This window comes from Ancylobacter tetraedralis, assembly GCF_014195655.1.
GTDB classification, from domain to species: domain Bacteria; phylum Pseudomonadota; class Alphaproteobacteria; order Rhizobiales; family Xanthobacteraceae; genus Ancylobacter; species Ancylobacter tetraedralis.
The window spans coordinates 339,776-361,615 of sequence record NZ_JACICD010000005.1 but is presented as its reverse complement, the minus strand read 5'-3'; the positions used below and the strand labels follow the sequence as shown (position 1 = coordinate 361,615).

Annotated in this window: 21 protein-coding genes, 1 other RNA gene and 1 pseudogene; 9 read left to right on the top strand and 14 right to left on the bottom strand. The window is 67.9% G+C overall.

The genetic code is table 11. The annotated features are described in order from the left end of the window. Positions 1-21: 21 nt before the first annotated feature. The 3 genes from FHS55_RS15255 to purE form a co-directional block, all read right to left on the bottom strand. A complete protein-coding gene (locus FHS55_RS15255) occupies positions 22-939 on the bottom strand; it encodes a protein-methionine-sulfoxide reductase heme-binding subunit MsrQ (protein WP_183190615.1) in 918 nt (305 codons plus the stop codon). Between the two features lie 155 nt (positions 940-1,094). Then, positions 1,095-2,183 (bottom strand): 5-(carboxyamino)imidazole ribonucleotide synthase, encoded by a 1,089-nt coding sequence (locus FHS55_RS15250; protein WP_183190614.1) that lies wholly within the window; start codon positions 2,181-2,183, stop codon positions 1,095-1,097. Further along, positions 2,180-2,635, bottom strand: a complete 456-nt coding sequence (purE, locus tag FHS55_RS15245; protein ID WP_246340188.1) for a 5-(carboxyamino)imidazole ribonucleotide mutase — start codon at positions 2,633-2,635, stop codon at positions 2,180-2,182. The genes FHS55_RS15250 and purE overlap by 4 nt, the downstream gene beginning before the upstream one ends. Before the next feature lie 460 nt (positions 2,636-3,095). Between purE and FHS55_RS15240 the strand changes: the two genes are divergently transcribed. Next, entirely contained in the window at positions 3,096-5,213 is a 2,118-nt protein-coding gene (locus FHS55_RS15240) for a L,D-transpeptidase family protein (protein ID WP_183190612.1), read from the top strand. Between the two features lie 295 nt (positions 5,214-5,508). Further along, complete coding sequence (gene mepK, locus FHS55_RS15235) at positions 5,509-7,194, top strand: peptidoglycan L,D-endopeptidase MepK (RefSeq protein ID WP_343056165.1); 1,686 nt, start codon at positions 5,509-5,511, stop codon at positions 7,192-7,194. Positions 7,195-7,394: 200 nt separating this feature from the next. Here mepK and FHS55_RS15230 read toward each other — a convergent pair whose 3' ends face one another. The 3 genes from FHS55_RS15230 to FHS55_RS15220 form a co-directional block, all read right to left on the bottom strand. Beyond that, positions 7,395-7,679 (bottom strand): DUF2312 domain-containing protein, encoded by a 285-nt coding sequence (locus FHS55_RS15230; protein ID WP_183190611.1) that lies wholly within the window; start codon positions 7,677-7,679, stop codon positions 7,395-7,397. A gap of 161 nt (positions 7,680-7,840) precedes the next feature. After that, positions 7,841-8,161 (bottom strand): DUF1244 domain-containing protein, encoded by a 321-nt coding sequence (locus tag FHS55_RS15225; RefSeq protein ID WP_425485819.1) that lies wholly within the window; start codon positions 8,159-8,161, stop codon positions 7,841-7,843. Between the two features lie 56 nt (positions 8,162-8,217). Continuing rightward, positions 8,218-9,078 (bottom strand): N-formylglutamate amidohydrolase, encoded by an 861-nt coding sequence (locus tag FHS55_RS15220; protein WP_183190610.1) that lies wholly within the window; start codon positions 9,076-9,078, stop codon positions 8,218-8,220. A gap of 179 nt (positions 9,079-9,257) precedes the next feature. Here FHS55_RS15220 and FHS55_RS15215 point away from each other — a divergent pair, with 179 nt between their 5' ends. Together FHS55_RS15215 and FHS55_RS15210 are read left to right on the top strand one after the other, a co-directional pair. Next, on the top strand, positions 9,258-10,550 hold the full coding sequence (locus FHS55_RS15215; protein ID WP_183190609.1) for a glycerate kinase type-2 family protein: 1,293 nt from the start codon (positions 9,258-9,260) through the stop codon (positions 10,548-10,550). Between the two features lie 28 nt (positions 10,551-10,578). Then, positions 10,579-11,058, top strand: coding sequence for a DUF1036 domain-containing protein (locus FHS55_RS15210; RefSeq protein ID WP_425485818.1), 480 nt, complete (start codon positions 10,579-10,581; stop codon positions 11,056-11,058). Positions 11,059-11,328: 270 nt separating this feature from the next. Here the strand turns inward: FHS55_RS15210 and FHS55_RS15205 are convergent, their stop codons facing one another. The 6 genes from FHS55_RS15205 to FHS55_RS15180 all read right to left on the bottom strand — a co-directional run bounded on the left by FHS55_RS15205 (position 11,329) and on the right by FHS55_RS15180 (position 15,994). Next, entirely contained in the window at positions 11,329-12,912 is a 1,584-nt protein-coding gene (locus FHS55_RS15205; RefSeq protein WP_183190607.1) for a Do family serine endopeptidase, read from the bottom strand. A 141-nt stretch (positions 12,913-13,053) separates the two neighbouring features. Next, positions 13,054-13,239: a DUF2065 domain-containing protein gene (locus FHS55_RS15200; RefSeq protein ID WP_183190606.1), complete on the bottom strand. Its 186-nt coding sequence runs from the start codon at positions 13,237-13,239 to the stop codon at positions 13,054-13,056. 12 nt (positions 13,240-13,251) lie between these two features. Next, positions 13,252-14,193 (bottom strand): SPFH domain-containing protein, encoded by a 942-nt coding sequence (gene hflC / locus FHS55_RS15195; RefSeq protein ID WP_183190605.1) that lies wholly within the window; start codon positions 14,191-14,193, stop codon positions 13,252-13,254. Beyond that, a complete protein-coding gene (gene hflK / locus FHS55_RS15190; RefSeq protein WP_183190604.1) occupies positions 14,190-15,347 on the bottom strand; it encodes an FtsH protease activity modulator HflK in 1,158 nt (385 codons plus the stop codon). Before hflK ends, hflC begins: the two co-directional genes overlap by 4 nt. Before the next feature lie 183 nt (positions 15,348-15,530). Beyond that, positions 15,531-15,809 (bottom strand): ribbon-helix-helix domain-containing protein, encoded by a 279-nt coding sequence (locus FHS55_RS15185; protein WP_183190603.1) that lies wholly within the window; start codon positions 15,807-15,809, stop codon positions 15,531-15,533. Further along, a complete protein-coding gene (locus FHS55_RS15180; protein ID WP_183190602.1) occupies positions 15,806-15,994 on the bottom strand; it encodes a DUF4169 family protein in 189 nt (62 codons plus the stop codon). The genes FHS55_RS15185 and FHS55_RS15180 overlap by 4 nt, the downstream gene beginning before the upstream one ends. Positions 15,995-16,443: 449 nt before the next feature. Here FHS55_RS15180 and fumC point away from each other — a divergent pair, with 449 nt between their 5' ends. Together fumC and FHS55_RS15170 are read left to right on the top strand one after the other, a co-directional pair. After that, positions 16,444-17,835, top strand: a complete 1,392-nt coding sequence (fumC, locus tag FHS55_RS15175) for a class II fumarate hydratase (RefSeq protein ID WP_183190601.1) — start codon at positions 16,444-16,446, stop codon at positions 17,833-17,835. A 154-nt stretch (positions 17,836-17,989) separates the two neighbouring features. Next, complete coding sequence (locus tag FHS55_RS15170; protein ID WP_183190600.1) at positions 17,990-18,742, top strand: Spy/CpxP family protein refolding chaperone; 753 nt, start codon at positions 17,990-17,992, stop codon at positions 18,740-18,742. Positions 18,743-18,870: 128 nt separating this feature from the next. On the opposite strand, the gene FHS55_RS15165 is transcribed toward FHS55_RS15170, so the two are convergent. Continuing rightward, positions 18,871-19,350, bottom strand: coding sequence for a GNAT family N-acetyltransferase (locus FHS55_RS15165; protein WP_183190599.1), 480 nt, complete (start codon positions 19,348-19,350; stop codon positions 18,871-18,873). A gap of 1 nt (position 19,351) precedes the next feature. Next, positions 19,352-20,146 (bottom strand): thymidylate synthase, encoded by a 795-nt coding sequence (locus FHS55_RS15160; RefSeq protein WP_183190598.1) that lies wholly within the window; start codon positions 20,144-20,146, stop codon positions 19,352-19,354. Between the two features lie 239 nt (positions 20,147-20,385). Here FHS55_RS15160 and FHS55_RS15155 point away from each other — a divergent pair, with 239 nt between their 5' ends. The 3 genes and pseudogenes from FHS55_RS15155 to FHS55_RS15145 all read left to right on the top strand — a co-directional run. Continuing rightward, positions 20,386-20,763 (top strand): hypothetical protein, encoded by a 378-nt coding sequence (locus FHS55_RS15155; protein ID WP_246340167.1) that lies wholly within the window; start codon positions 20,386-20,388, stop codon positions 20,761-20,763. A gap of 30 nt (positions 20,764-20,793) precedes the next feature. Further along, positions 20,794-21,146: a transfer-messenger RNA gene (gene ssrA, locus FHS55_RS15150) on the top strand. Positions 21,147-21,198: 52 nt separating this feature from the next. Further along, positions 21,199-21,729 (top strand): annotated as a pseudogene (locus FHS55_RS15145) (SspB family protein); the annotation flags it as partial. Between the last annotated feature and the right edge of the window lie 111 nt (positions 21,730-21,840).

Below are 21,840 nucleotides of genomic sequence, written 5' to 3'. Positions count from 1 at the left end.
CCGGAATGCGGCGCTTGGTTGTCAGGCCCGTGCCGGGCGCCGTACCGGCAGGGGACGCCACTTTAGGACAATCGCGCTCGCCACCGTTACAACAACGCCCGTTCCGAAGACCCACCAGGCCGGGCTGATCGCATAGTCGAAGGCGAGATTGGCGGCGAGCACCCGTGCCGGATCGATGCCGGTCGCGGCGGCATACCAGCCCGCCTCCATCAGCGCCGTCAGAACGCCCGAGAGCGCCGCCAGCGCGAGGAGATTGAGGGGGCCGGTGCCGCGCCCATAGTGCTGCAGCACCCGCCAGCCCATCAGCCAGACGAACAGGCCGGCCATCAGCGTCGGCTCGGTGACGTCGAGCTTCTGCTGCATGAAGAAGTGCAGCAATCCGAGCGCTGTGGCGGGATAGACCAGCTTGTGCAGCCGGTTCCAGCGCTCGGCGCCGAGGCGCTGGAGCGCCCCATCCCACGAGGTCGCCGCCAGCACCGCGAAGGCGAGGAGCGCGACGAAGCCGATGGTGAGGTAGATGCGCAGCGCGATCTCGCGCGCCGCGGTGCCGAGATTGCCGGTATCGATGAGATAGAACGTGAAGTGGATGGCGATGAGCAGGGCGGCGCCGAGCCCCAGCGTGCGCCGGACGGCCAGCAGCTTGGGCCAGTTGAACAGGCGGCGCGCCGGCGTCACCGCCAGCGAGACCAGCAGCAGGCGGATCGACCAGTCTCCGATGAAGCGGATCACCTCGACCAGCGGCCGCGCGCCGAGCGCCGGCTCGCCGCTGCCCAATCCGGGCGCGTTGCCCAGCCCCGGCGGGACACCGAACGGGCTCGGCGGCGTGAAGCCGCCGCTCAGCGCCCGGACCAGCAGCAAGGCGAGCGGCAGCAGGACGACGAGAAGCGCGCCGATCTTCTCGACGCTGAGCTTGCCGGAATTCTCTCGCAGCAGGGGCATGGCGGACCGGGGGCAATCCGTTGGAGGAACGTCACCGGTCTATACGGCCGCAGGCGCGGCGATATTTCAACGCGCCGCCACACATTGGCGTGAGGCCGTGCAAAGGCGAAACATGCCAGGCGGCGGCGCGCGGTCCTCCCGAGGGATGACCGGGTTCACGGCTCGAAGATGCGCGTCACATGGCCCATCTTGCGGCCGGGGCGGGCCTCGGCCTTGCCATAGAGGTGCAGATGCGCGCCCGGCTCGGCCAGGATCTCGTGCCAGCTATCGGCTTCATTGCCGATGAGATTGGTCATCTCCACCCGCCCGAGCCGTTCGACGGCGCCGAGCGGCCAGCCGGCGATGGCCCGCACATGCTGCTCGAACTGGCTCGTCACCGCACCGTCCAGTGTCCAGTGGCCGGAATTGTGCACACGCGGGGCGATCTCGTTGACGATGACACCCTGCGCGCCGTCCTCCACCACGAGGAACATTTCCACCGCGAACACGCCGACATAGCCGAGCGCCTCGCCGATGCGCCGCGCGATCTCGGCCGACACCGCCTCGACCGCCGGCGTCACATCCGCGGGCACGGTGGAGCGGTAGAGAATGTGGTGGCGGTGCTCGTTCTCCGTCACTTCATAGGCCTTGAACCGGCCGTCCTCGCTGCGCGCGGCGACCACCGAGACCTCGCGTTCGAATGGCACGAAGCCTTCCAGGATCGCCGGGTGGCGCCCGATGGCTTTGAACGCGGCAGCGGCATCGTCGCCCTCGCGGATGATGACCTGGCCCTTGCCGTCATAGCCGAAGCGGCGCGTCTTCAGCACTGCCGGACGGCCGATCTCGGCCAGCGCGGCCTCGAGCCCGGCATCGTCGTTCACTTCCGCGAAGGGCGCCGTCTCGATGCCGAGGCGGGAGACGAAGGTCTTCTCGTCCAGCCGGTCCTGGGTGATGCCGAGCGCGCGCGCGCCGGGATGCACGGGCACGATGGCGCTCAAGAAAGTGGCGGTGTCGACCGGCACATTCTCGAATTCATAGGTGACGACGTCGACCGAAGTCGCGAAGGCGCTCAGCGCGTCGAGATCGTCATAGGCCGCCTGCGTGTGGGCGCTTGCCACATCGAAGGCCGGGCTGCCGGCCTCGGGCGCATAGATATGAGCCTTGAGCCCGAGCGGGGCGGCGGCGAGCGCGATCATGCGGGCGAGCTGCCCGCCGCCGAGAATGCCGATCGTGTCGCCAGGCTTCAGTATACGGGGCGCGCTCATTCCGGCCGCTCCGCCACGGCGGCGGTGCGGGCCGCCCGCCAGGCGCTCAGCCGCTCGGCCAGGCCCGCGTCGGCGAGCGCGAGCACGGCGGCGGCGATGAGGCCGGCATTGATGGCGCCGGCCTTGCCGATCGCCAGCGTGCCGACCGGGATGCCGGCCGGCATCTGCACGATGGAATAGAGGCTGTCGATGCCGGACATCGCCTTCGATTCCACCGGCACGCCGAACACGGGCAGCGTGGTGAGCGAGGCGACCATGCCCGGCAGGTGCGCCGCACCACCCGCGCCCGCGATGATCACCTTGTAGCCAGCGGCTTTGGCGCCCTTGGCGAAATCGAACATGCGCTCGGGCGTACGATGGGCGGAGACGATCCGGCAATCATGCCCGATGCCGAGCGCCTCCAGCGTCTCGGCGGCATGGCGCATGGTCTCCCAGTCCGACTGGCTGCCCATGATGATGGCCACCGGCCGTTCGCCGGCGGGCGCATCGCTCTGACTGTTCCGGGCCTGCCCGGCCGTCTCCCCGCTCATGCTCGCCCCGTTCCCCGCAAGAAGGTGCCTCCGAAAAGAAGGTGTCTGTGAAAAGAAGGCGCGGATTATAGGAATCACGGCCCCCGCGGCAAGGGCTGGATGACCCGGCGCGCCCTTTCATTTCCCCGTGTCGCGCATCGGTGGAGAGCGGCGGCATTCTTGCGGGTGGGCGATCATGCTTAACACGACCTTTACTTGATGCCCCCACTGTACCTCGCGGGTTCACCCTCCGCCGGTTCCGGGTCTGTGGCGTCGCCGCTACGGCGCGCGGCGGATGCGACCATTATCGCGTTCGTGAGTTGAACCCGAGAGTGCTCGGGGCGGAAAAGAGATGGTCTCGCGCTCGAGGTTTTCGGTGCGGCGAGAGCAAGTGGAGAGCGTGATGTCGGGTTCAGGTGCGGATTTGGGCGGACACAGGCGGCGCCATCTCGCGGGCACGGCCTGCGGGCTGCTGATGGGTGCGCTGGCGACGGCTGCCTTCATGCCCGCCTTCATGCCGGCCGTCTCGGCACAGGAGTTTTCCGGCGCCCCCATCGCCACCGATCGCGCGGGCAACGGCACCGGCGATGCCGGTCCGGCATTCGATCCCGCCCGTGCCGGCCTCGCCCATGCCGGGCAGGGGGCGGCGCCGCTTGTCGGCCCGGGCAACGCGCCCGAGCCGTTCGACATCAACCAGACCCGCACGCGCCGGCCCAACCCGGCCGCCAGCGCGGCGCTGGCCATGCAGTCGCCGGTCGCCGAAACCCATGTCGGGCCGGTGCCGGAGACCCCCGCCGCCGCACCCGCGCTCGACGCCGCGCCCGCCGTCGGCCAGGGCGCTCCCGAGAGCGGTACCGCCACGCCGGCAGCCAACGCTCCGAACTCCGCTACCCCCGCTGCCAGCACGCCGCCAGCGCTCGGCTCGGGCACGCCCGAGGGTGCCCCTGCGGCGGCCAGCGCGCCCGCCATGTCGGCTCCCGCCACGGGCGTGCCCGGCTCCATCGCCGATCTGCTCGCCAACCATGCCGCGCGTTTCGCGGCGCGCGCGGGCGAGCAGCAGGCGCTGGCCACCTTCTATGGCGCCCGCGCCGACCAGCCGCTGTTCATCGCGGGGACGAATGTCTCGCCCATCGGCATCGCGGCGCTGGCCGCCTTCGCCGGCGCCGGCGCGGAGGGGCTGAACCCCGCGGACTACGCCATTCCCCCGCTGGCGGCGCATCCCTCGGATGCGGATCTGGCCGATTACGAGCTGCGCATCGCGGCGACGGCCCTGCTCTATGCCCGCCATGCCCAGACCGGCCGGTTCGACCCGGCGCGCATCTCCAAGGATGTCGACCCGACCCTGACGCCGCCCGATCCGCTGGAGACGCTGTCCCTCATCGCCACGTCGCCCAACCCGAGCGTGGCCTTCGCGTCCTTCGCGCCGCAATATGACGAGTACCGCCTGCTGAAGGGGCAACTCGCCCACCTGCAGTCGCAGTCGCAGGCGCGCGCCGTTCACGCGGCCATTCCGCCCGGTCCCTCGGTGCGGCCGGGCGACCGGGATGCCCGCATGTCGCTGCTGCGCACGCGGCTGGGCCTCGCGCGGACCGCCGACGAGAGCCTGTACGATCCCGCGCTGGTCGAGGCGGTGCGCCAGTTCCAGGCAGGCTCCGGCCAGACGGCCGATGGCATTGTCGGCCGCGGCACGCTCGCCGCGCTCAATGCGGGGCAGGGCAACCGGGTCGCCGACATCATCGCCAACATGGAGCGCTGGCGCTGGCTGCCGCACAAGGTGGCCCCGGTCTATGTGATGGTGAACATTCCCGAGTTCATGGTGCGGGTGGTGGTCAACGAGCAGACCGTGCACGAGACCCGCGTCGTGGTCGGCAAGCCGGAGAACCAGACGCCGATCATGTCGGAAGACCTGCAGTATGCAGTGTTCAACCCCGCCTGGAACGTGCCGCCGGGCATTATCAAGAACGAGATGCTGCCCAAGCTGCAGGCCGACCCCTATGCGCTCGACCGGCAGGGCATCGATGTGGTGCGCAACGGGCGCATCATTGATCCCGGCTCGGTGGACTGGCGCCGCGGCTCGCAGGGCTATTCGTTCCGGCAGGCGCCGGGCGAGCGCAATGCGCTGGGGCAGATGAAGTTCATGTTCCCCAACAAGCACTCGGTCTATCTGCACGACACGCCGAGCCGCTCGCTTTTCTCCCGCGACTACCGTGCCTTCAGTCATGGTTGCGTGCGCGTGTTCGAGCCGCTGAAATTCGCCGAGGTGCTGTTCGATCTCGGCCTACCCGGCGACAACTGGCCGCAGCAGCGCATCGCCAAGCTGATCGGCGGAAATGAGAAGTACCTGACCCTGAAGCAGCGCTTCCCGGTGCATCTGGTCTACTTCACCACCTATGTCGATGCCGGCGGCAAGCTCGTCAGCCGCGAGGACCTCTACGGAATCGACTCGGCGACCAAGGCGGCGCTCGGCCTGGACGGGCAGCGCCGCTTCGCGGACCGTGGCGGGCTCGCGCCGGCGCGCTGAAGCGGATCCCATCGGGCTGGCGGCGTAAACGGCCGGCCTGATTCGCTGCGGTGCGGGAGTGTGTCGTTTTTGGCGCAATGAACTGAAAAATGCAGACCATCTCGGCCGAACATTACAAATTTGACAGACTGGCACTCTTTCGCCACAGTCACCTCCTAGCCAGCAAGGCAATAAGAGTGGGGGTTGGGGCGTAACGTCGTCTTAACCAAACCCGACAAGACTATGTTCACCATGTCCGGCACGATCATGCGATCGTGTCGTCTCACGGAAACGTTCCTCTTCGGGTTTCAGCTACGTGCGCATCCATTTTGCCCTCGGCTATCGCCCCGTCCTCAAGGCCGCCCTGCTCGCCGCAGCGGTGATGCTGTGCAGCACGGACCTGCTGCAGGACGCCGTGGCCAATGGCGACACCCGCACGATCAGCCTGCACCACGTCCATTCCGGCGAAAGCGCCACCATCACCTTCAAGAAGAACGGCCGCTACGACCCGGCCGCGCTGAAGCAGCTCAACGTCCTGTTGCAGGATTGGCGCCGCAAGGAGCCGACCAACATGGACCCGCGGCTGTTCGACATCGTGTGGGAGGTCTATCGCGACACCGGCGCCACCGATCCGATCCAGGTGATCGGCGGCTATCGCTCGCCCGAGACCAATTCCATGCTGCGCGCCCGTTCGCGCGGGGTCGCCCAGACCAGCCTGCACATGCAGGGCAAGGCGATGGATTTCTACATTCCCGGCGTGTCGCTGGCGAAGATCCGCGAGGCGGGGCTGCGGCTCCAGCGCGGCGGGGTCGGCTTCTATCCCACCTCCGGCTCGCCCTTCGTGCATCTCGACACCGGCGGCATCCGCCACTGGCCGCGCATGACGCGCACCGAGCTTGCCCGCGTGTTCCCCGACGGGCGCACCGTGCACATCCCCGCCGACGGCAAGCCGATGCCGGGCTATGCGCTGGCGCTGGCCGATGTCGAGGCGCGCGGCTCCGAGCCCGGCGGCGCCGGTGCCGCCTTCGCCGGACTTTCCGGCGGCAACAACCCCAAGCCGCGCAAGAACCTCTTCGCCAGCCTGTTCGGCAAGGAAGAGGATGACGAGGACAGCGCGCCCGCGCCGACCCGCAGCGCGCCGGCGGCCGCTGCCCGGCCCGCGCCCACCGTGGTCGCCGCCGCGGACGAGACCACGGACGCTGCCCCCGAGGCCGAGGCCGCTGCGAGCACGCCAACGGCGGCCGCCCGCGCGGTGCCGCGCCCGACCCCCAATCCGATCGGCCGCGTCGCCATGGCGCAGGTGGCGGCGACGCCCTCTCCTGTAGAGCCGGTCCCCGCTGTGCCGGCTCCCGCGCCGGTCGTGGCGGCGGTTCCGCTGCCGCCGGCGGCTCCGCTGGCCGACCGCCAGGCTCTGGCGGCGCTCGCCGCCTCCGTGCCGCGTCCCCCGGTACGCTCCGCGCCGCCCTCCGACGCCGCCGAGGCCATCGCCGCGCTCCCGGCGGCTGCCGCGCCGGTCGCCGTCGTGGCCAGCGCCGGTACCACCGCGCCGCGCCCTCCGGCCCGGCCCGGCGAGGTGAATGGCCTGCCCGAATTGATCGTGCGCGGCACCGAGGGGGGTGGCCCGGCACTGGCCTATGCCTCGGCCACGGCCGGCGACATCTTCCCCGTGACCCATGCCCAGCCCGGCCGGGCGCCGGCGCCCGCCGCCAGCACGCACGCCGCTTCGCCGCCGCGCACGGGCGCGAGCTACACACGCGACATGCAGGCGGATATTCGCCGCCTGTTCAACGGCCCCACGGTCGCCAAGACGGCTGAGCTGCGCACACCGGAACTTCGCCGCTTCGCCGCCTTTGTGGCGCCGCCGCGCCAGGTGGTGGCCGGCGGCTTCGGCAAGGATGGCTCGAACGGCCTGTCGACCACGCATTTCACCGGCGCGGCGGTGGTCGCGGTGCCCGTCGTGGCGATGATCAGCGGCCCGGCACCGCTCGCCAGGAAGCTCTGATCAGGAAGCTCCGATCAGGAAGCTCCGTCCACGATCTGCCATGTTAGGTGTGCCGCGCCTCCGCCCGCGCCCTGTGCCGGGGTCGATTGAGGTTTTCCCCCAACGCGCCCCGCCGCAGGGCAGGCTTCGCTTGCCATTGTGTGCGCGATCCCGGATCGGCGCGCGGCCGACCGGGATGATGGAAAGGCGCGGCTTTCGTCTCAGTTCGGCGAGATCATGCCCAGCGCCTGCAGATACAGGTCGACGATCGCCTCGTGCTCGGCCCGCTGGTCGGCATCCTGCTTGCGGATCTTGAGGATCTCGCGCAGCGCCTTGACATCGAAGCCGGTGCCCTTCGCCTCGGCGAAGACGTCCTTGATGTCGTCGGCAATGGTCTTCTTCTCCTCCTCAAGCCGCTCGATGCGCTCGATGAAGGATTTCAGCTGCTCCTTGGCGAAGCCGGCGGCGGCATCGGACAGCGGCTGGTCGTTGGGAATGTCGGACATGGTCTCTCCGGGGGCTCGGGCAGAGGCCCGGCATCGTTGACGTGAATGGCCGGGGATGAGGATCGCAAGCGCCCGCGCGCGTCAAGCGCGACGGGCCCGATGGCCGTCGTCCGGGCGCGCTACACCCGCAATCCACTGCCGGGTGCGGGTGTAGCGCGCCGTCAGTGGCCGGGCCCGGTGAAGGCGGCCTTCTGCGCGGGGGTGGCCTCGCTCTGGTGGGTGGCCTTCCATTCCTCATAGGGCATGCCGTAGACCACCACGCGACTCGCGTCCTTGCTCACGGGCAGGTCGCGCTCGCGCGCGGCGTCGAGATACCAGTTGGCGAGGCAGTTGCGGCAGAAGCCGGCGAGGTTCATCAGCTCGATATTCTGCACGTCGGTGCGGGCCCGCAGATGCGCGACGAGCCGGCGGAAGGCGGCGGCTTCCAGCTCGGTGCGGGCCTTGTCGTCGAGTTCGGGCAGGTCGGGTGCGTGATCGGACATGGGTGCCTCCGGGATGCGCGCCGCGCGGGCGCTTGTCGCTATTCGCTCGTTCACCCTCAGATGGGGGCGACAGGCCCGGTGCGCGAGCCGAAGAAGGTGATCTCGTGCAGATCCGGCCTTGCCAGCAGGGTGGGCAGCAGGTCGGCGAGGCGCTCCGCCCATTCCGCCTGGCCGTCCGCATCGGCGATCAGGTCCTGGCGGATTTCGATCAGCGCATGCGCCAGGCCGCGCGCGGTGCCGTGCCGGAACAGGCAGTCATTGCGCAGCGCGCCATCATAGGGCTCGTTGTCGCCGACGATGAGGTCGCCCGGCGCGGCCAGCGCCTCGATCAGCGGCCGGGCGAAGCGCGGGTCGCTGTCCCACAGCAGGGCGACGTGCCAGGGGCGGGGAACGCCGCGCCAGACCGGCGTGAAGCTGTGCACCGAGAAGATCGCCGGCACGATACCGGCATCCAGCGCTCGGGCGATCTCGGCCTCGATGGCGTGGTGATAGGGTCGGTGGAAACGGGCGAGGCGCTCCTCCACCTCGCTGGCGTCGGCATGGCGGTTGCCGGGCACGACCGCGCCATCGGACAGGCGCATGACGAGGGTCGGGTCGTCCTCGCCGCGATTGGGGTCGATCAGCAGGCGGGAGAAACAGGACAGCACCGCCGGGCTCTCCAGCCGTGCCGCGAGCCCCCGCGTCACGCCGGCCGCGCCGATATCATAGCCGATATGCCGCGCCAGTTCGGCAGGTGGCAGGCCGAGCGAACCATAGGCCGGCGGGATGGCGTTGGAGGCGTGGTCGCAGATGAGGAGGAGCCCGGTCCGCGCATCGCCGGGGATGCGCTCGAAGGCCGGGAAATCGTCCGGCCCCGGGGCGGAGGGGGCATCGGCAATGCCGATCCCGGCTGTGTCCTGCGTCGGAAGGCGGCGCATATTTCCCCGTGTTGTGCGACTAAGTGTGTAGAGGATAGTGACGTGGCGTTTTGTGTGCCATAGGAATACGCCCGTTTGGCGTCGCGCGTCCCGGCTGGATTCGGGGTGTGTGCAACAATGTTGGTGCGGCGGGAAAAAACGCCGCGCAAGGCCCCGCAAGGGGCGGGGTAGGGACAGTTATGACCGATGCTGCGGCGCGTGCCTTTCTCGACAAGCTCTTCACCGCCGCCGTCGCGGCCGCCCACCCCGAGACCTGCCTTCCCCCCGCCCTGCCGCCGCCGCCGGCGCAGGGCCGGCTGATCCTGCTGGCGGCGGGCAAGGCCGCCGGTTCCATGCTCGAGGTCGCCGAGCGCCATTATCTCGATACGCTCGGTTTCGATCCCGCACGGCTGGCGGGCATCGGCGTGGCGCGCCACGGCTATGGCCGGCCGACCCGGCGGCTGGAGATGGTCGAGGCCGGCCATCCCGTGCCGGATGCGGCCGGGCTGGCGGGCGCGCAGAAATCCATCGACCTCGCGGCCTCGGCCACCGCCGAGGATCTCGTGCTGGTGCTGCTCTCGGGCGGCGCCTCGGCCAACTGGATCGCTCCCGCCATCGGCGTGGAACTGGATGACAAACGCGCGCTCACTCGCGCGCTGCTGCGCTCGGGCGCCAATATCACCGAGATCAACACGGTGCGAAAGCACCTCTCGCGCATCAAGGGCGGGCGCCTCGCTGTGCTGGCGCAGCCGGCCCGGGTGGTGACACTCGCTATTTCCGACGTGCCGGGCGATGATCCCGCGGTGATCGGGTCCGGCCCCACCGTGCCCGATCCGTCCTCGCTCGCCGAGGCGCGCGACGTGCTGGCGCGCTATCGCATCGACCCGCCGCCTTCGGTCGCGGTGGCGCTGCGCGACAGTGCCAATGAATCGCCCAAGCCCGGCGATGCCGCCTTCGCGCATGCCGAATATCACCTGATCGCCCGCCCGGCCGACAGTTTCCTGGCTGCCGAGCGGCTGGTGCGCGAGGCGGGGCTGGAGCCCATCCTGATCGGCGACAATCTGGAAGGCGAGGCGCGCGAGGTGGCGGCCGAGCAGGCGGCGCTGGCGCGGGCGCTGAAGGCGGATGGCCGGAGCGCGGTTCTGCTCTCCGGCGGCGAACTTACCGTCACCATGCGTGGGCAGGGGCGCGGCGGGCCGAACCAGGAATTCGCGCTGGCGCTGGCCATCGCCCTCGACGGGGCCTTGGGCATCCATGCGGTGGCGGGCGATACGGATGGCACGGATGGCGGCGGTGGCGATGCCAGCGACCCGGCCGGCGCCTATGTGACGCCCGACACGCTGGCGCGGGCCGCGGCGGCCGGTCTCGATCCTGCCGCCTTTCTCGCCAATAACGATTCCACTGGTTTCTTCGAGGCTTTGGGCGATCTGCTGACGCCGGGACCCACCTGCACCAACGTCAATGATTTCCGCGCCGTTTTCGTCGAGAACTGAGGGTATTGCGGCGGCCGGCCGGCGCGGCATGAGGGCCGGGCGCGGCCTGCTTCTCGCTGCGTCGCTGGCGCTTGGGCTGGCGGCTCTTCTGCCACAGCCGGCGGCGGCCGATTTCCGCATGTGCAACCGCTCCCCCAGCCGCGTCGGCATCGCGCTCGGCTACAAGGACGGCAACGCGTGGGCGACGGAGGGCTGGTGGAATATCGGCCCCAATAGCTGCGAGACACTGCTGCGCGGCGATCTCGTCGCCCGGTTCTATTACGTCTACGCGATCGACTATGATCTCGGCGGCGAATGGTCTGGCAAGGCCTTCATGTGCACCCGCGACAAGGAGTTCACCATTCGCGGCATCGAGGATTGCCTGGCGCGGGGCTATGACCGCACCGGCTTCTTCGAGGTGGACACCCAGGAACAGAAAAGCTGGACGGTGCAGCTCACCGAGCCGGCGCAGAAGACGGCGGCCCAGCGCGGCGCCGTCGCCCATCCCCCGCCGCAGAAGAAGCCCTGAGTAGATTCCGGCCGAACGGGCGCGCCGGATCGACGCGGGGCAATCCTGGTTCCGCAAAGCGTGCCGGATCGGCGGGAAATCGTCGATCAGCCTGCGCGATTCCAAAGCCGCAGCGGATGCGGGTGCGCGTCGACACCTGAGCCTATCGGTGGGCCGAGGCTTGTCTCCCCGCATCCACATGGAAAAATCCCGGCAACGGCACGGGTGCCATTGCGGGATCTCTCGTCTTGGCCCGAATTGGTTCGCTGGCGATGACGCGCCCGGTGCGCCTCAGTCGATCGGCAGCGCGGTGAAGCGGATCTGCCCCTGCGGGTCGCTCACCATCAGAAGGGCGGAGCGGCGGCCGTCCTTTTTCAGCGCGGCGAGCCGCTTCTCGATGTCGGCTGGCGTTGCCGCCGGCTCCTGGTTCACCTCGACGACAAGATTACCCTCGGCGATGCCGCGTTCGGCGGCGGCGGTGCCCTTGTCCACCGACACCACGACCACGCCCTTGAGCTCGTCCTTGATCTTGAAGCGGGTGCGCAGTTCCGGCGTGAGCGGTGCGAGTTCGAGGCCGAGCAGTTTGCTGGTCTCCAGCTTCGGCGCCTCGGCCTTGGGCGCGCTCTCCTCGGGGGTGGCCTCGGCGGTTTCGCTCTCGTTCAGCCGGCCCACGACCAGCTTCAGCTTCTCCTCCTTGCCCTTGCGGATGACGACAACCTCGACCTCCTTGTCGACCGGCGTGTCGGCGACGATGATCGGCAGGGTGCGCATGTCCTTCACGTCCTTGCCGTCGAAGGTGACGACCACGTCGCCCGCCTTCAGCCCGCCCTTGGCGGCGGGGCCGTCATCGGCGACGGAGCCGATCAGCGCGCCGCGGGGCTTGCCGAGCGAGAGGCTCTCGGCGATTTCCGGTGTCACCTGCTGGATGCGCACGCCGATCCAGCCGCGCCGGGTCTCGCCGAATTCCTTGAGCTGGGCGATCACCGGGACGGCGGTGTTGGAGGGTACCGCGAAGCCGATGCCGATCGAGCCGCCCGAGGGCGAGATGATGGCGGTGTTGATGCCGATCACCTCGCCGTCCATGTCGAAGAGCGGGCCGCCGGAATTGCCGCGGTTGATGGCGGCGTCGGTCTGCAGGAAATTGTCGTAGGGGCCCGAATTGATGTCGCGGTTGCGGGCGGAGATGACGCCCACGGTGAGCGTGCCGCCGAGCCCGAACGGGTTGCCGATCGCCATCACCCAGTCGCCGACGCGCAGCGCATCGGAATTGCCGAACTTCACCGCTTTCAGCGGCTTGCCGTCCTCCGGCTTCACCCGCAGCAGCGCGATATCGACCTTGGTGTCGCGCCCGACCAGTTCGGCCTTCAGCTTCGAGCCATCGGCGAAATTGGCGTAGATCTCGTCGGCGTCGGCGATGACGTGGTTATTGGTCACGATCAGCCCGCTCTCGTCGATGACGAAGCCGGAGCCGAGCGAGGAGACGCGGCGCGGGCCGTTATCCTCGCCCTGCTGCTGGCGCCGCTTGAAGAACTCTTCGAAGAATTCCTCGAAGGGCGAGCCGGGCGGCAGGTCCGGGGTCGGCACGCTGCGCGAGGGCGCCACGGTCTGCGAGGTCGAGATGTTGACCACCGCGTCCATGATCTTCTCAGCGGTGTCGGCGACGGTGTCGGGGCCCTTGGTGGCGGCGGCATAAGCCGGCAGGCCCGCCCCGGCGAGCACGCCCGCGGCCAGCACACCCGCGATCAGCAGGTGCCGGGCGAGGCGGGCGAGCGAGCGGCCGGGCCGTGGGGCAGGGGCCCGTGCGGCAAGGTGGTCCGCGCCGCTGCCGGTCGGCTCGTTGCTTCGGCCCGCAGCCGCGATAACCGCCTGAATCATGGTGCCTCCTTCACGACGCGGAACAGGATGACGCACGCCGACAGGGGCGCGCGATCCATCTCGACCGACGCTATCGCGGATGAGGACCGATGCAAGGCAAAAGCGCGCGAGCTTGGGAGCCCGCGCGCCATCCACGCGGCTTCAGCCGCGGATCACCCAGATGAGGAGGATGCCGATGATGGCACCGACCAGGCCGCTGATGCGCATCGGCGCGTCCGGCAACTGGTCTATGGCTTCCAGCGCCCGGCGCACCGCGCCGGGAGCTGCTGCCATCATCAGTCCTTCGATCACCAGCAGGAGTCCCAGCGCGACGACGAGATCGGACATCGCCGCGCCGGATCAGTTTGCCGGCGCGGGGGCGGCGGGCGCCGGCGAGACCGGGGCGATGGCCGCCGGACCTGCCGGCGGCATCACGCCCACATCGGGATTGTTGAAGAAGCGGAAGAAGTTGCTGTCGGGAGACAGCAGCATCCGCGTGTCGCCGCTCTTCAGCGATGCCTCATAGGCCTGCATGCTGCGGTAGAACTCGAAGAAGGACCGGTTCTGTCCATAGGCCTGCGCAAAGATCTCGTTGCGCTGGGCTTCGCCCTCGCCGCGCAGCTTGTCGGCGGCGGCGTTGGCTTCGGCGACGATGATGGTGGAGTCACGGTCGGCACGGGCGCGGATGGTCTGCCCCTGCTCGGCGCCCTGCGCTCGGATTTCCGAGGCCTCGCGCTGGCGCTCGGTCTGCATGCGCTGGAATACCGCCTGGCTGTTGGCCTCCGGCAGGTCGGCGCGGCGGATGCGCACGTCGATGACGCTGATGCCGAAACCGGCGGCCTCGCGGTTCACCTGATCGCGGATGCGCGCCATCAGGTTCTCGCGCTCGTCGCGCACCACCTGGATGAAGGTGGATTCACCCAGCACGCGGCGCAGGGCCGAGTTCAGCACGGTGGCGAGGCGCGAATTGGCGCCCTCCACCGATCCCACCGACTGGTAGAAGCGCAGCGGATTGGTGATGCGGTAGCGCGCGAAGGCATCCACCACGAGGCGCTTCTGGTCGGAGGCGATCACTTCCTGCGAGGGGTTCTCGAGGTCGAGGATGCGCTTGTCGATCAGGATCACGCTGTCCACCAGCGGGATCTTGGCGTTAAGGCCGGGCTGCTCGATGACCCGCACCGGCTCGCCGAAGCGCAGAACCAGCGCCTGCTGGGTCTGGTAGACGGTGAACAGCGAGGAATAGACGATGATGGCGATGATGGCGGCGAGAACCGCGAGGACGATCCCAAGATTGTTCTTCACTTCGTGGCTCCCTGGGCGGGGGTCGTCGCGGGCGTGCGCCGGTCAAGCGCGCTGAGCGGCAGATAAGGCACCACGCCCTGCCCGCCGGCACCGGCGGACTGGTCGATGATGACCTTGTCCATGCCGCCGAAGACACGCTCCATGGTTTCCAGATAGAGGCGCTGGCGGGTGATGTCCGGCGCCTTCTGGTATTCGGTGAGCACGCTCAGGAAGCGCGAGGCCTGGCCGCGGGCCTCGATGATGGCGCGCTCCTTGTAGCCCTGGGCACCCTGGGTGATGCGGGCGGATTCGCCGCGCGCCTCGGGCACCACGCGGTTGGCATAGGCCTGCGCCTCGTTCTGCAGGCGCTCGGCATCGGCGCGGGCGGCCTGCACGTCGCGGAACGAATCGATGACCTGCTGCGGCGGGTCGACCTTCTGCAGCTGGACCTGGGTGATGAGCACGCCGGCACGATAGGAATCGAGCGTGCGCTGCATCAGATCCTGTACCGCCGTTTCCATGTTCTGGCGGGCGCCGGTGAGGATCGGCTGGATGTTGGTGCGCCCGACCACTTCGCGCATCGCGCTCTCCGCGACGGCCTTGATGGTGCCTTCCGGGTTCTGGACGTTGAACAGGAAGTTGGCGGCGCCGATATCCTCGGTGGAGCCGGCGGCGGCGGGCTTGACCATCCAGAACACCGCGAAGTCGACATCGACGATGTTCTCGTCGCCGGTGAGCATCAGGCTCTCCTCGGCCACGTCGCGCATGTTGGCGCCACGGCGCGGGTCGTCGCCGGTGCGGATGCCGATGTCGATGCGGTTGACGCGCGTCACCTGCGGGGTGAGCACCGTCTCGATCGGGTAGGGAAGGTGGTAGTTCAGACCCGGATTGGTGGTGGCGACGAATTTGCCGAAGCGCAGAACCACGCCCTGTTCATCCGGCTCGACGCGGTAGAAGCCCGATACCAGCCACGCAAGGATGGCGATGGCGAGAACCGCGATGACGCCCTTGCCGCTGCCGAAGCCGCCGGGAAGCGCCGTGCGCAGTTTCTCCTGGCCGCGGCGAATGAGGTCTTCGAGATCAGGAGAATTGGGTCCCGACGATTGCGGGCCATTACCCCAGGGACCGCGCGGACCACCACCCCATGGTCCACCGCTCTGGTTCTTCCACGACATTCCGCGGCCACTCCGTTTACGAGCCCGATCCGTCGGGGCTCGCAGATGCGGAACCGCCAGACATCACCGTGCAGCAAGAAACCCGTTGCCTCCCGGGCGAGAGACACGACGAGGCGGTTATAGGTGACGCGTCACCCGGTTACAACGCACCGCGCAGCCCGTGATATGGGGAGGTAGCCGGCCTTACGCAACGGTAGATCGCATCGAAGCGCCATGACCGGCATGTTCCGGCACGTCGCGCCCGCCCGTGGGATTGCGGAAATGGGCGAGTACATACAGGCGGATCGCCGATGACAGGTTGCCCTGGTTGCGGCCCGCATCGATGGTCGCGACGATTTCGGACAAGGTCGTGCGCCGGTTCCCGGCGATTTCCTTGAGAGCGTCCCAGAACTGGTCTTCAAGGCTCACGCTGGTCTTGTGACCCGCGATGACGATGGACCGCTTAACCACGGGACTCTTCATGACTCGTCCTCTCTTACTCGCCGATGTCCGTCCAGCGAGGTCTGCTTTTTGCGTTCCTCGGCCGCCTCGGTCTGGCGCTGCACCTTCGTGCGGCCAAACTCCAAACGTCGCGCAGCCGCTGTTTGTTCCGCCGTGTCACGGGCAAGGCGTTTGCGATGCCGGTGAAGATTAACGATCTCGCTCATAGATGTTTGCCTCGGAGTTCATGGTGTGACGCCCTCGCTCCGGTCCGTCAATGGGCGCCGCAAACACTTGAAATTAAAAAGTCATACTATCTTATGTATAATATGTTCGCTGACGCAGCATCGTGGTCGCGCGCAGAGCGGTTTACGGTATTTGGGTATGTATGATCATTTAGTATTATTTTGAATTCGACATCATGTTTGTTCAGGTCCCCTCTCCAAGGTGCCTAATTCCGCAGACGTGCACAAAAAGGTACCAGTCTACGCAATCGGGGCAGGGTCAATCACGAACTCGTGAGAACCTTCCGCCCCGGCTCAACGGTCGCGAGCACCGGAAGCCAGTCCGAGGTCGCATTTGCCCGCGCGGGGGCGCGTGCTAAACGGACCCCGCCTGCGAGTTTCACGTTCCATTGCGCCCCTTTTGTGGATGCCGATCCGAGAGATCCCGACCCATGAGCACGACCCGCATCGAAACCGACACGTTCGGCCCCATCGAGGTTGAGAGCGACAAGTATTGGGGCGCGCAAGCGCAGCGTTCGCTCGGCAATTTCAAGATCGGCTGGGAGAAGCAGCCGCTGCCGGTCGTCCGCGCGCTCGGCGTCGTCAAGCGGGCGGCGGCGGAAACGAATGTGGAACTCGGCCATCTCGACCCCAGGCTGGGCGAGGTGATCGTCGAGGCGGCGCAGGAAGTGATCGACGGCAAGCTCGATGCGCATTTTCCTCTGGCGGTCTGGCAGACGGGCTCTGGCACCCAGTCGAACATGAACGCCAACGAGGTCATCTCGAACCGCGCGATCGAGATTCTGGGCGGTGTCCTTGGTTCCAAGAAGCCGGTACATCCCAATGACCACGTAAACATGAGCCAGTCGTCGAACGACACCTACCCGACGGCGATGCATGTCGCCGCGGCCGAGGAGATCGTGCATCGGCTGCTGCCGGCGCTGGCCAAGCTGCGCGATGCGCTGGCGGCGAAGTCGGATGCGTGGAAGGACATCATCAAGATTGGCCGCACCCACACGCAGGACGCCACGCCTCTCACCCTTGGCCAGGAATTCTCCGGCTATACGCAGCAGGTCGCCAACGGGATCACCCGCATCGAGCAGACGCTGCCGGCGCTGATGGAACTGGCCCAGGGCGGCACGGCGGTGGGCACCGGCCTCAATGCGCCCATCGGCTTTGCCGAGAAGGTGGCGGCCCGCATCGCCGCCATCACCGGACTGCCCTTCACCACCGCGCCCAACAAGTTCGAGGCGCTGGCCGCCCATGACGCCATGGTGTTCTCGCACGGGGCCATCAACACGGTCGCGGTGTCGCTGTTCAAGATCGCCAACGATATCCGCCTGCTGGGCTCGGGCCCGCGCTCGGGCCTGGGCGAGCTTTCGCTGCCGGAGAACGAGCCCGGCTCCTCGATCATGCCGGGCAAGGTGAACCCGACGCAGTGCGAGGCGCTGACGCAGGTGTGCGTGCAGGTGTTCGGCAATAATGCCGCGCTCGGCTTCGCCGGCAGCCAGGGGCATTTCGAGCTCAACGTTTACAATCCGGTCATGGCATATAACTTCCTGCAATCTGTCCGCCTGCTGTCCGACGCTGCGGTAAGTTTCACCGACAATTGCGTCGTCGGCATCGAGGCGCGTGAGGACAATATCAAGGCGGCGCTGGAGCGCTCCCTGATGCTCGTCACGGCGCTGGCTCCCAAGATCGGCTATGACAATGCCGCCAAGATCGCCAAGACCGCGCACAAGAATGGCACCACGCTGCGCGAGGAAGCGGTCGGCGGGGGCTATGTGACCAACGAAGAGTTCGATGCGGTTGTTCGTCCGGAGAAGATGATTTCTCCGGCTTAATGAACATTAACGAAGATGAACAACCGTTCAGTCTTAATCTGAACGGTTGTTCATGTGAGTATCGGTAAGTCTTCGTGGAACATTACCGAAGTTTCATTTGAAGGCTTTCCCAATACGCTGCACCATCGCCTCAACCAAACAGGAGTTGAGGCCGATGAAACGCACCATCCTCGCCGTGACTGCCGCCGCTCTGCTCGCCAGTGCAACTTTTGCCATTGCCCAACCCGGCATGAAGGCGGGTGGCTGGCAGCCGCCCACGGAGCAGCAGCGGGCGGAAAATGCCAGCGCCATGGCCGATGCGCGCATTGCCGCGCTCAAGGCTGGCCTGCGGCTGACCAGCGATCAGGACAAGCTGTGGCCGGCACTGGAAACCGCGCTGCAGGATTTTTCCAAGGAGCAGTTCAACTGGCGTGAGCAGCGCCGCGAGCAGCGCGAGGCCATGCGCGGCCCGCGTGGCCCCGGCGCGCCGGGCGCGGGTCCCGACGTCGCGGGCGGGCCTCCGGCGGGTCCCGGCCCGGATGCGGGCCCGGCGCCCGAGGCGGATGCGGGTCCGGGTGGCCCCGGCCGGCCGGGTGGTCCCGAACGCGACATCGTGGCCCAGGTCGAGCAGCGGGCTTCGCGCATGATCGAGCAGGGCACGGCGCTGAAGCAACTCGCCGATGCCGCCAAGCCGCTCTACGCGACGCTGGATCCCGGCCAGCGCCATCGCTTCAACGTGCTGTTCCGTCAGGCCCAGTTCGAGGCATTCGGCGGGCCGCACCACAAGGGCGGACCGCGCGAGGGGCATCCTGGCCAGCGCTTCGGCATGATGCACCCCCATGGCGATCCGCGTCATGGCGGCCCGGCGGGCGGCCCTGCCGGCGGGCCCGGCCTGCCGCCGCCCGCCGCTGGCGCCGAGCCGCTCTGAGCCGAGCGCCGGGCCCCGACATCCTGTGGGCCTAGCATCCTGCGGGCCCCGGCCTCCAGAACGACAGCTCCGTCGCCGGCCACGGGCCGGCGGCGGGATCCTGTTCCGCCACGCCCTCGCGTGCCGGTTCAGCCCTGCGCGAGCGCGTCCAGCGCGGCGCCGGTGACGCGCTGGACGGTCCACTCGTCCATCGGCACCGCGCCGATGGAGCGATAGAAGCGGATCGCCGGCTCGTTCCAGTTCAGCACCCACCACTCGAAGCGCCCGAGCCCTTCGTCCACGCAGCGCCGGGCGAGCCGGGCCATCAGCCCCTTGGCGATGCCCTGTCCGCGAAAGGCGGGGCGGACATAGAGGTCTTCGAGATAGATCCCGTGCCGGCCGCGAAAGGTCGAATAATTGTAGAACCACAGCGCGAGGCCTGCCGGCGCGCCGTCCCATTCGGCGATATCGCAGAACACGCGTGGATTCGGCCCGAACAGGTCGCGCTCGATATCGCCGATGGAGGCCACCACTTCATGGCGCAGCTTCTCGTATTCGGCGAGTTCGCAGATGAAGTCGACGATCAGTCCGGCCTCGTCGGGCCGGGCTTCGCGGATCACGAGGCTCATCTCACACCGCCACCGGCGCCCGGATGGCGGGATGGGGCTCGTAACCCTCGACGGCGATGTCCTCGAAGCGGAAGGCGAAAAGGTCGTTCACCGCCGGGTTGAGCTTGAGCGTGGGCAGCGCGCGGGGCGCGCGCGACAGCTGCTCGTGCACCTGCTCTAGGTGGTTCACATAGATATGCGCGTCGCCGAACGTGTGGATGAAGTCGCCCACTCCAAGTCCCGTCACCTGCGCCACCATGTGGGTCAGCAGCGCGTAGGACGCGATGTTGAAGGGCACGCCGAGGAAGATGTCGGCCGAGCGTTGGTAGAGCTGGCAGGAAAGCCTGCCATCCAGCACATAGAACTGGAACAGGCAGTGGCAGGGCGGCAGCGCCATGTCCGGCACGTCGGCCGGATTCCAGGCGGAGACGATCAGCCGGCGCGAATCGGGAGTGCGCCGGATGTCGGCCACCACCTGCGCGATCTGGTCGATCACCCCGCCGCGCCCATCCGGCCAGGAGCGCCATTGATGGCCATAGACCGGGCCGAGATCGCCCCGCTCATCGGCCCACGCATCCCAGATCGAAACGCCGTTTGCCTTGAGATAGGCGATGTTGGTGTCGCCGGCGAGAAACCACAGAAGCTCGTGGACGATGGATTTCAGATGCAGCCGCTTGGTGGTGACCAGCGGAAAGCCCTCAGCAAGATCAAACCGCATCTGGTGGCCGAACAGCGACAGCGTGCCCGTGCCGGTGCGGTCGTCCTTGCGCGTGCCCTCGCGCAGGACCCTCTCCAGAAGCTCGTGATACTGCCGCATGCCCATCGCCTCGTCCGTCTCGGCGACTGTCGGCGCCGAACCCTCTCTATATAGCGCAGGGTTGCCGCCGGCGCAGCGCCAGTGCCTCGTCCGAGCCGGTCATCGACAGTTTTCCCGCCGTCCTTCCATCCGCCGTGCGTGGGGAAAAGCAGCCGGGCCTCACGCCGGTATCATGGGAACCTGAAGGGCGCCGCCGGGATTGTCTTGACGCGGAACCATGCGAAGAGGAGGGAGCGCTCATGACCGAACAGGCTGCGAACCACATGGCCGATCACATTGCGGATCGGATCGCCGGTCGCGTCACCGACAGCACGCGGGCGCTGGCGATGGAGCATCACCGCCTCGCCATGCATTTGAACCTGCTGGAAAAGGACGCGACTCACCCGCTCGATTTCGCGGTCGAGGGTGCCCACACCACGCCCAATCTCGTGCTGCGCGCCGGGCAGGCGCTGCGCAGCGCGCATTCCGATGTCCGGCTCGATTATGAGCTGATGCGGCAGGTCTTCCTGGAAACGCTGCGCTCCCGCCTCGCCGAGCTCTCCGAGAAGCTGGCTGGCACGGAAGGCGGCAATCTGCCGATCGAGCGCCTGCAATATGGCGACCAGACGGAGGCGTGAGGCAAGCTTGTGCGGGAGGGGGGCGCGTGCCCCCTTCCAACCGGGCGTCCGAGGCCCTATATTCAATTTGCCGGCGCAAGCCGGATATGGCGATAAACGGAAATCGGAATAAACTCTTCGGACCCGGGGGCAGTACCCGGCGCCTCCACCAGAGCCCGTCAGGGGCGGGCTGCGGCGGGGGCGAAACAGGATCGACGAGAGCGTAAAGGGTCTTCTTTCGCCCGGCATGGTACCGCCGTCATCGGACCAAACATATAGTTGCCAACGACAACTATGCTCCGGTTGCTCAGGCCGCGTGAGCGGTTTGATCTCTGGGAAATAAGTCCAAACGGGTAGCACCGTAAGGCGGGGTTCGCAGGCACCTGGCAACAGAAGCCTGCACTTACTTCCTTCGACCGGCTGGCGGTCGCGGCCGGAATCGGGTTCATTGCCGCCATGAGCGTCGACCTTATCCGATATGACCTGCTAGTTCAGGACGCGCTACGCGCCGTGGTGCGCCGCGTCCTCACCGATGTCGCCCGTGAAGGCCTGCCCGGCGACCATCACCTCTACATCTCCTTCGATACCAAGGCGCCGGGCGTCCGCCTGTCGCCGCGGCTCAAGGAGCGGTATCCCGAGGAGATGACCATCATCCTCCAGCATCAGTTCTGGGATCTGGTGGTGACGGACGTTTTTCTCGAGGTGGGCCTGTCGTTCAACGGCATTCCCGAGCGGCTGCACGTGCCCTTCGCGGCCTTGAAGGGCTTCTTCGACCCTTCCGTGAAGTTCGGCCTGCAATTCGAGCCGACCCCAGCGGTGGCCGAGGACGAACAGGAGCCGTCGGCCCCGACGGCGCTGCGGCCCACATCCGTTCCCAGCCTGTCGGTTCCGGGCACCTCCGTTCCCTCGACGCGTCCCGCTGTCGCCGATGTGTCGGGCGGCAAGGCCGGGCGCACGGAGGCCAAATTCGAGACGAATTCCGATTCGCGGCCGGAGATGGCGGGCGCGAAGCCTTTCCCCGCCAAGCTGTCGCCCGCCGGGGCGGACAAGCCGAAGCCCGAGGCTGCGGCGAAGTCCGACAAACCCAAGACCGAGACC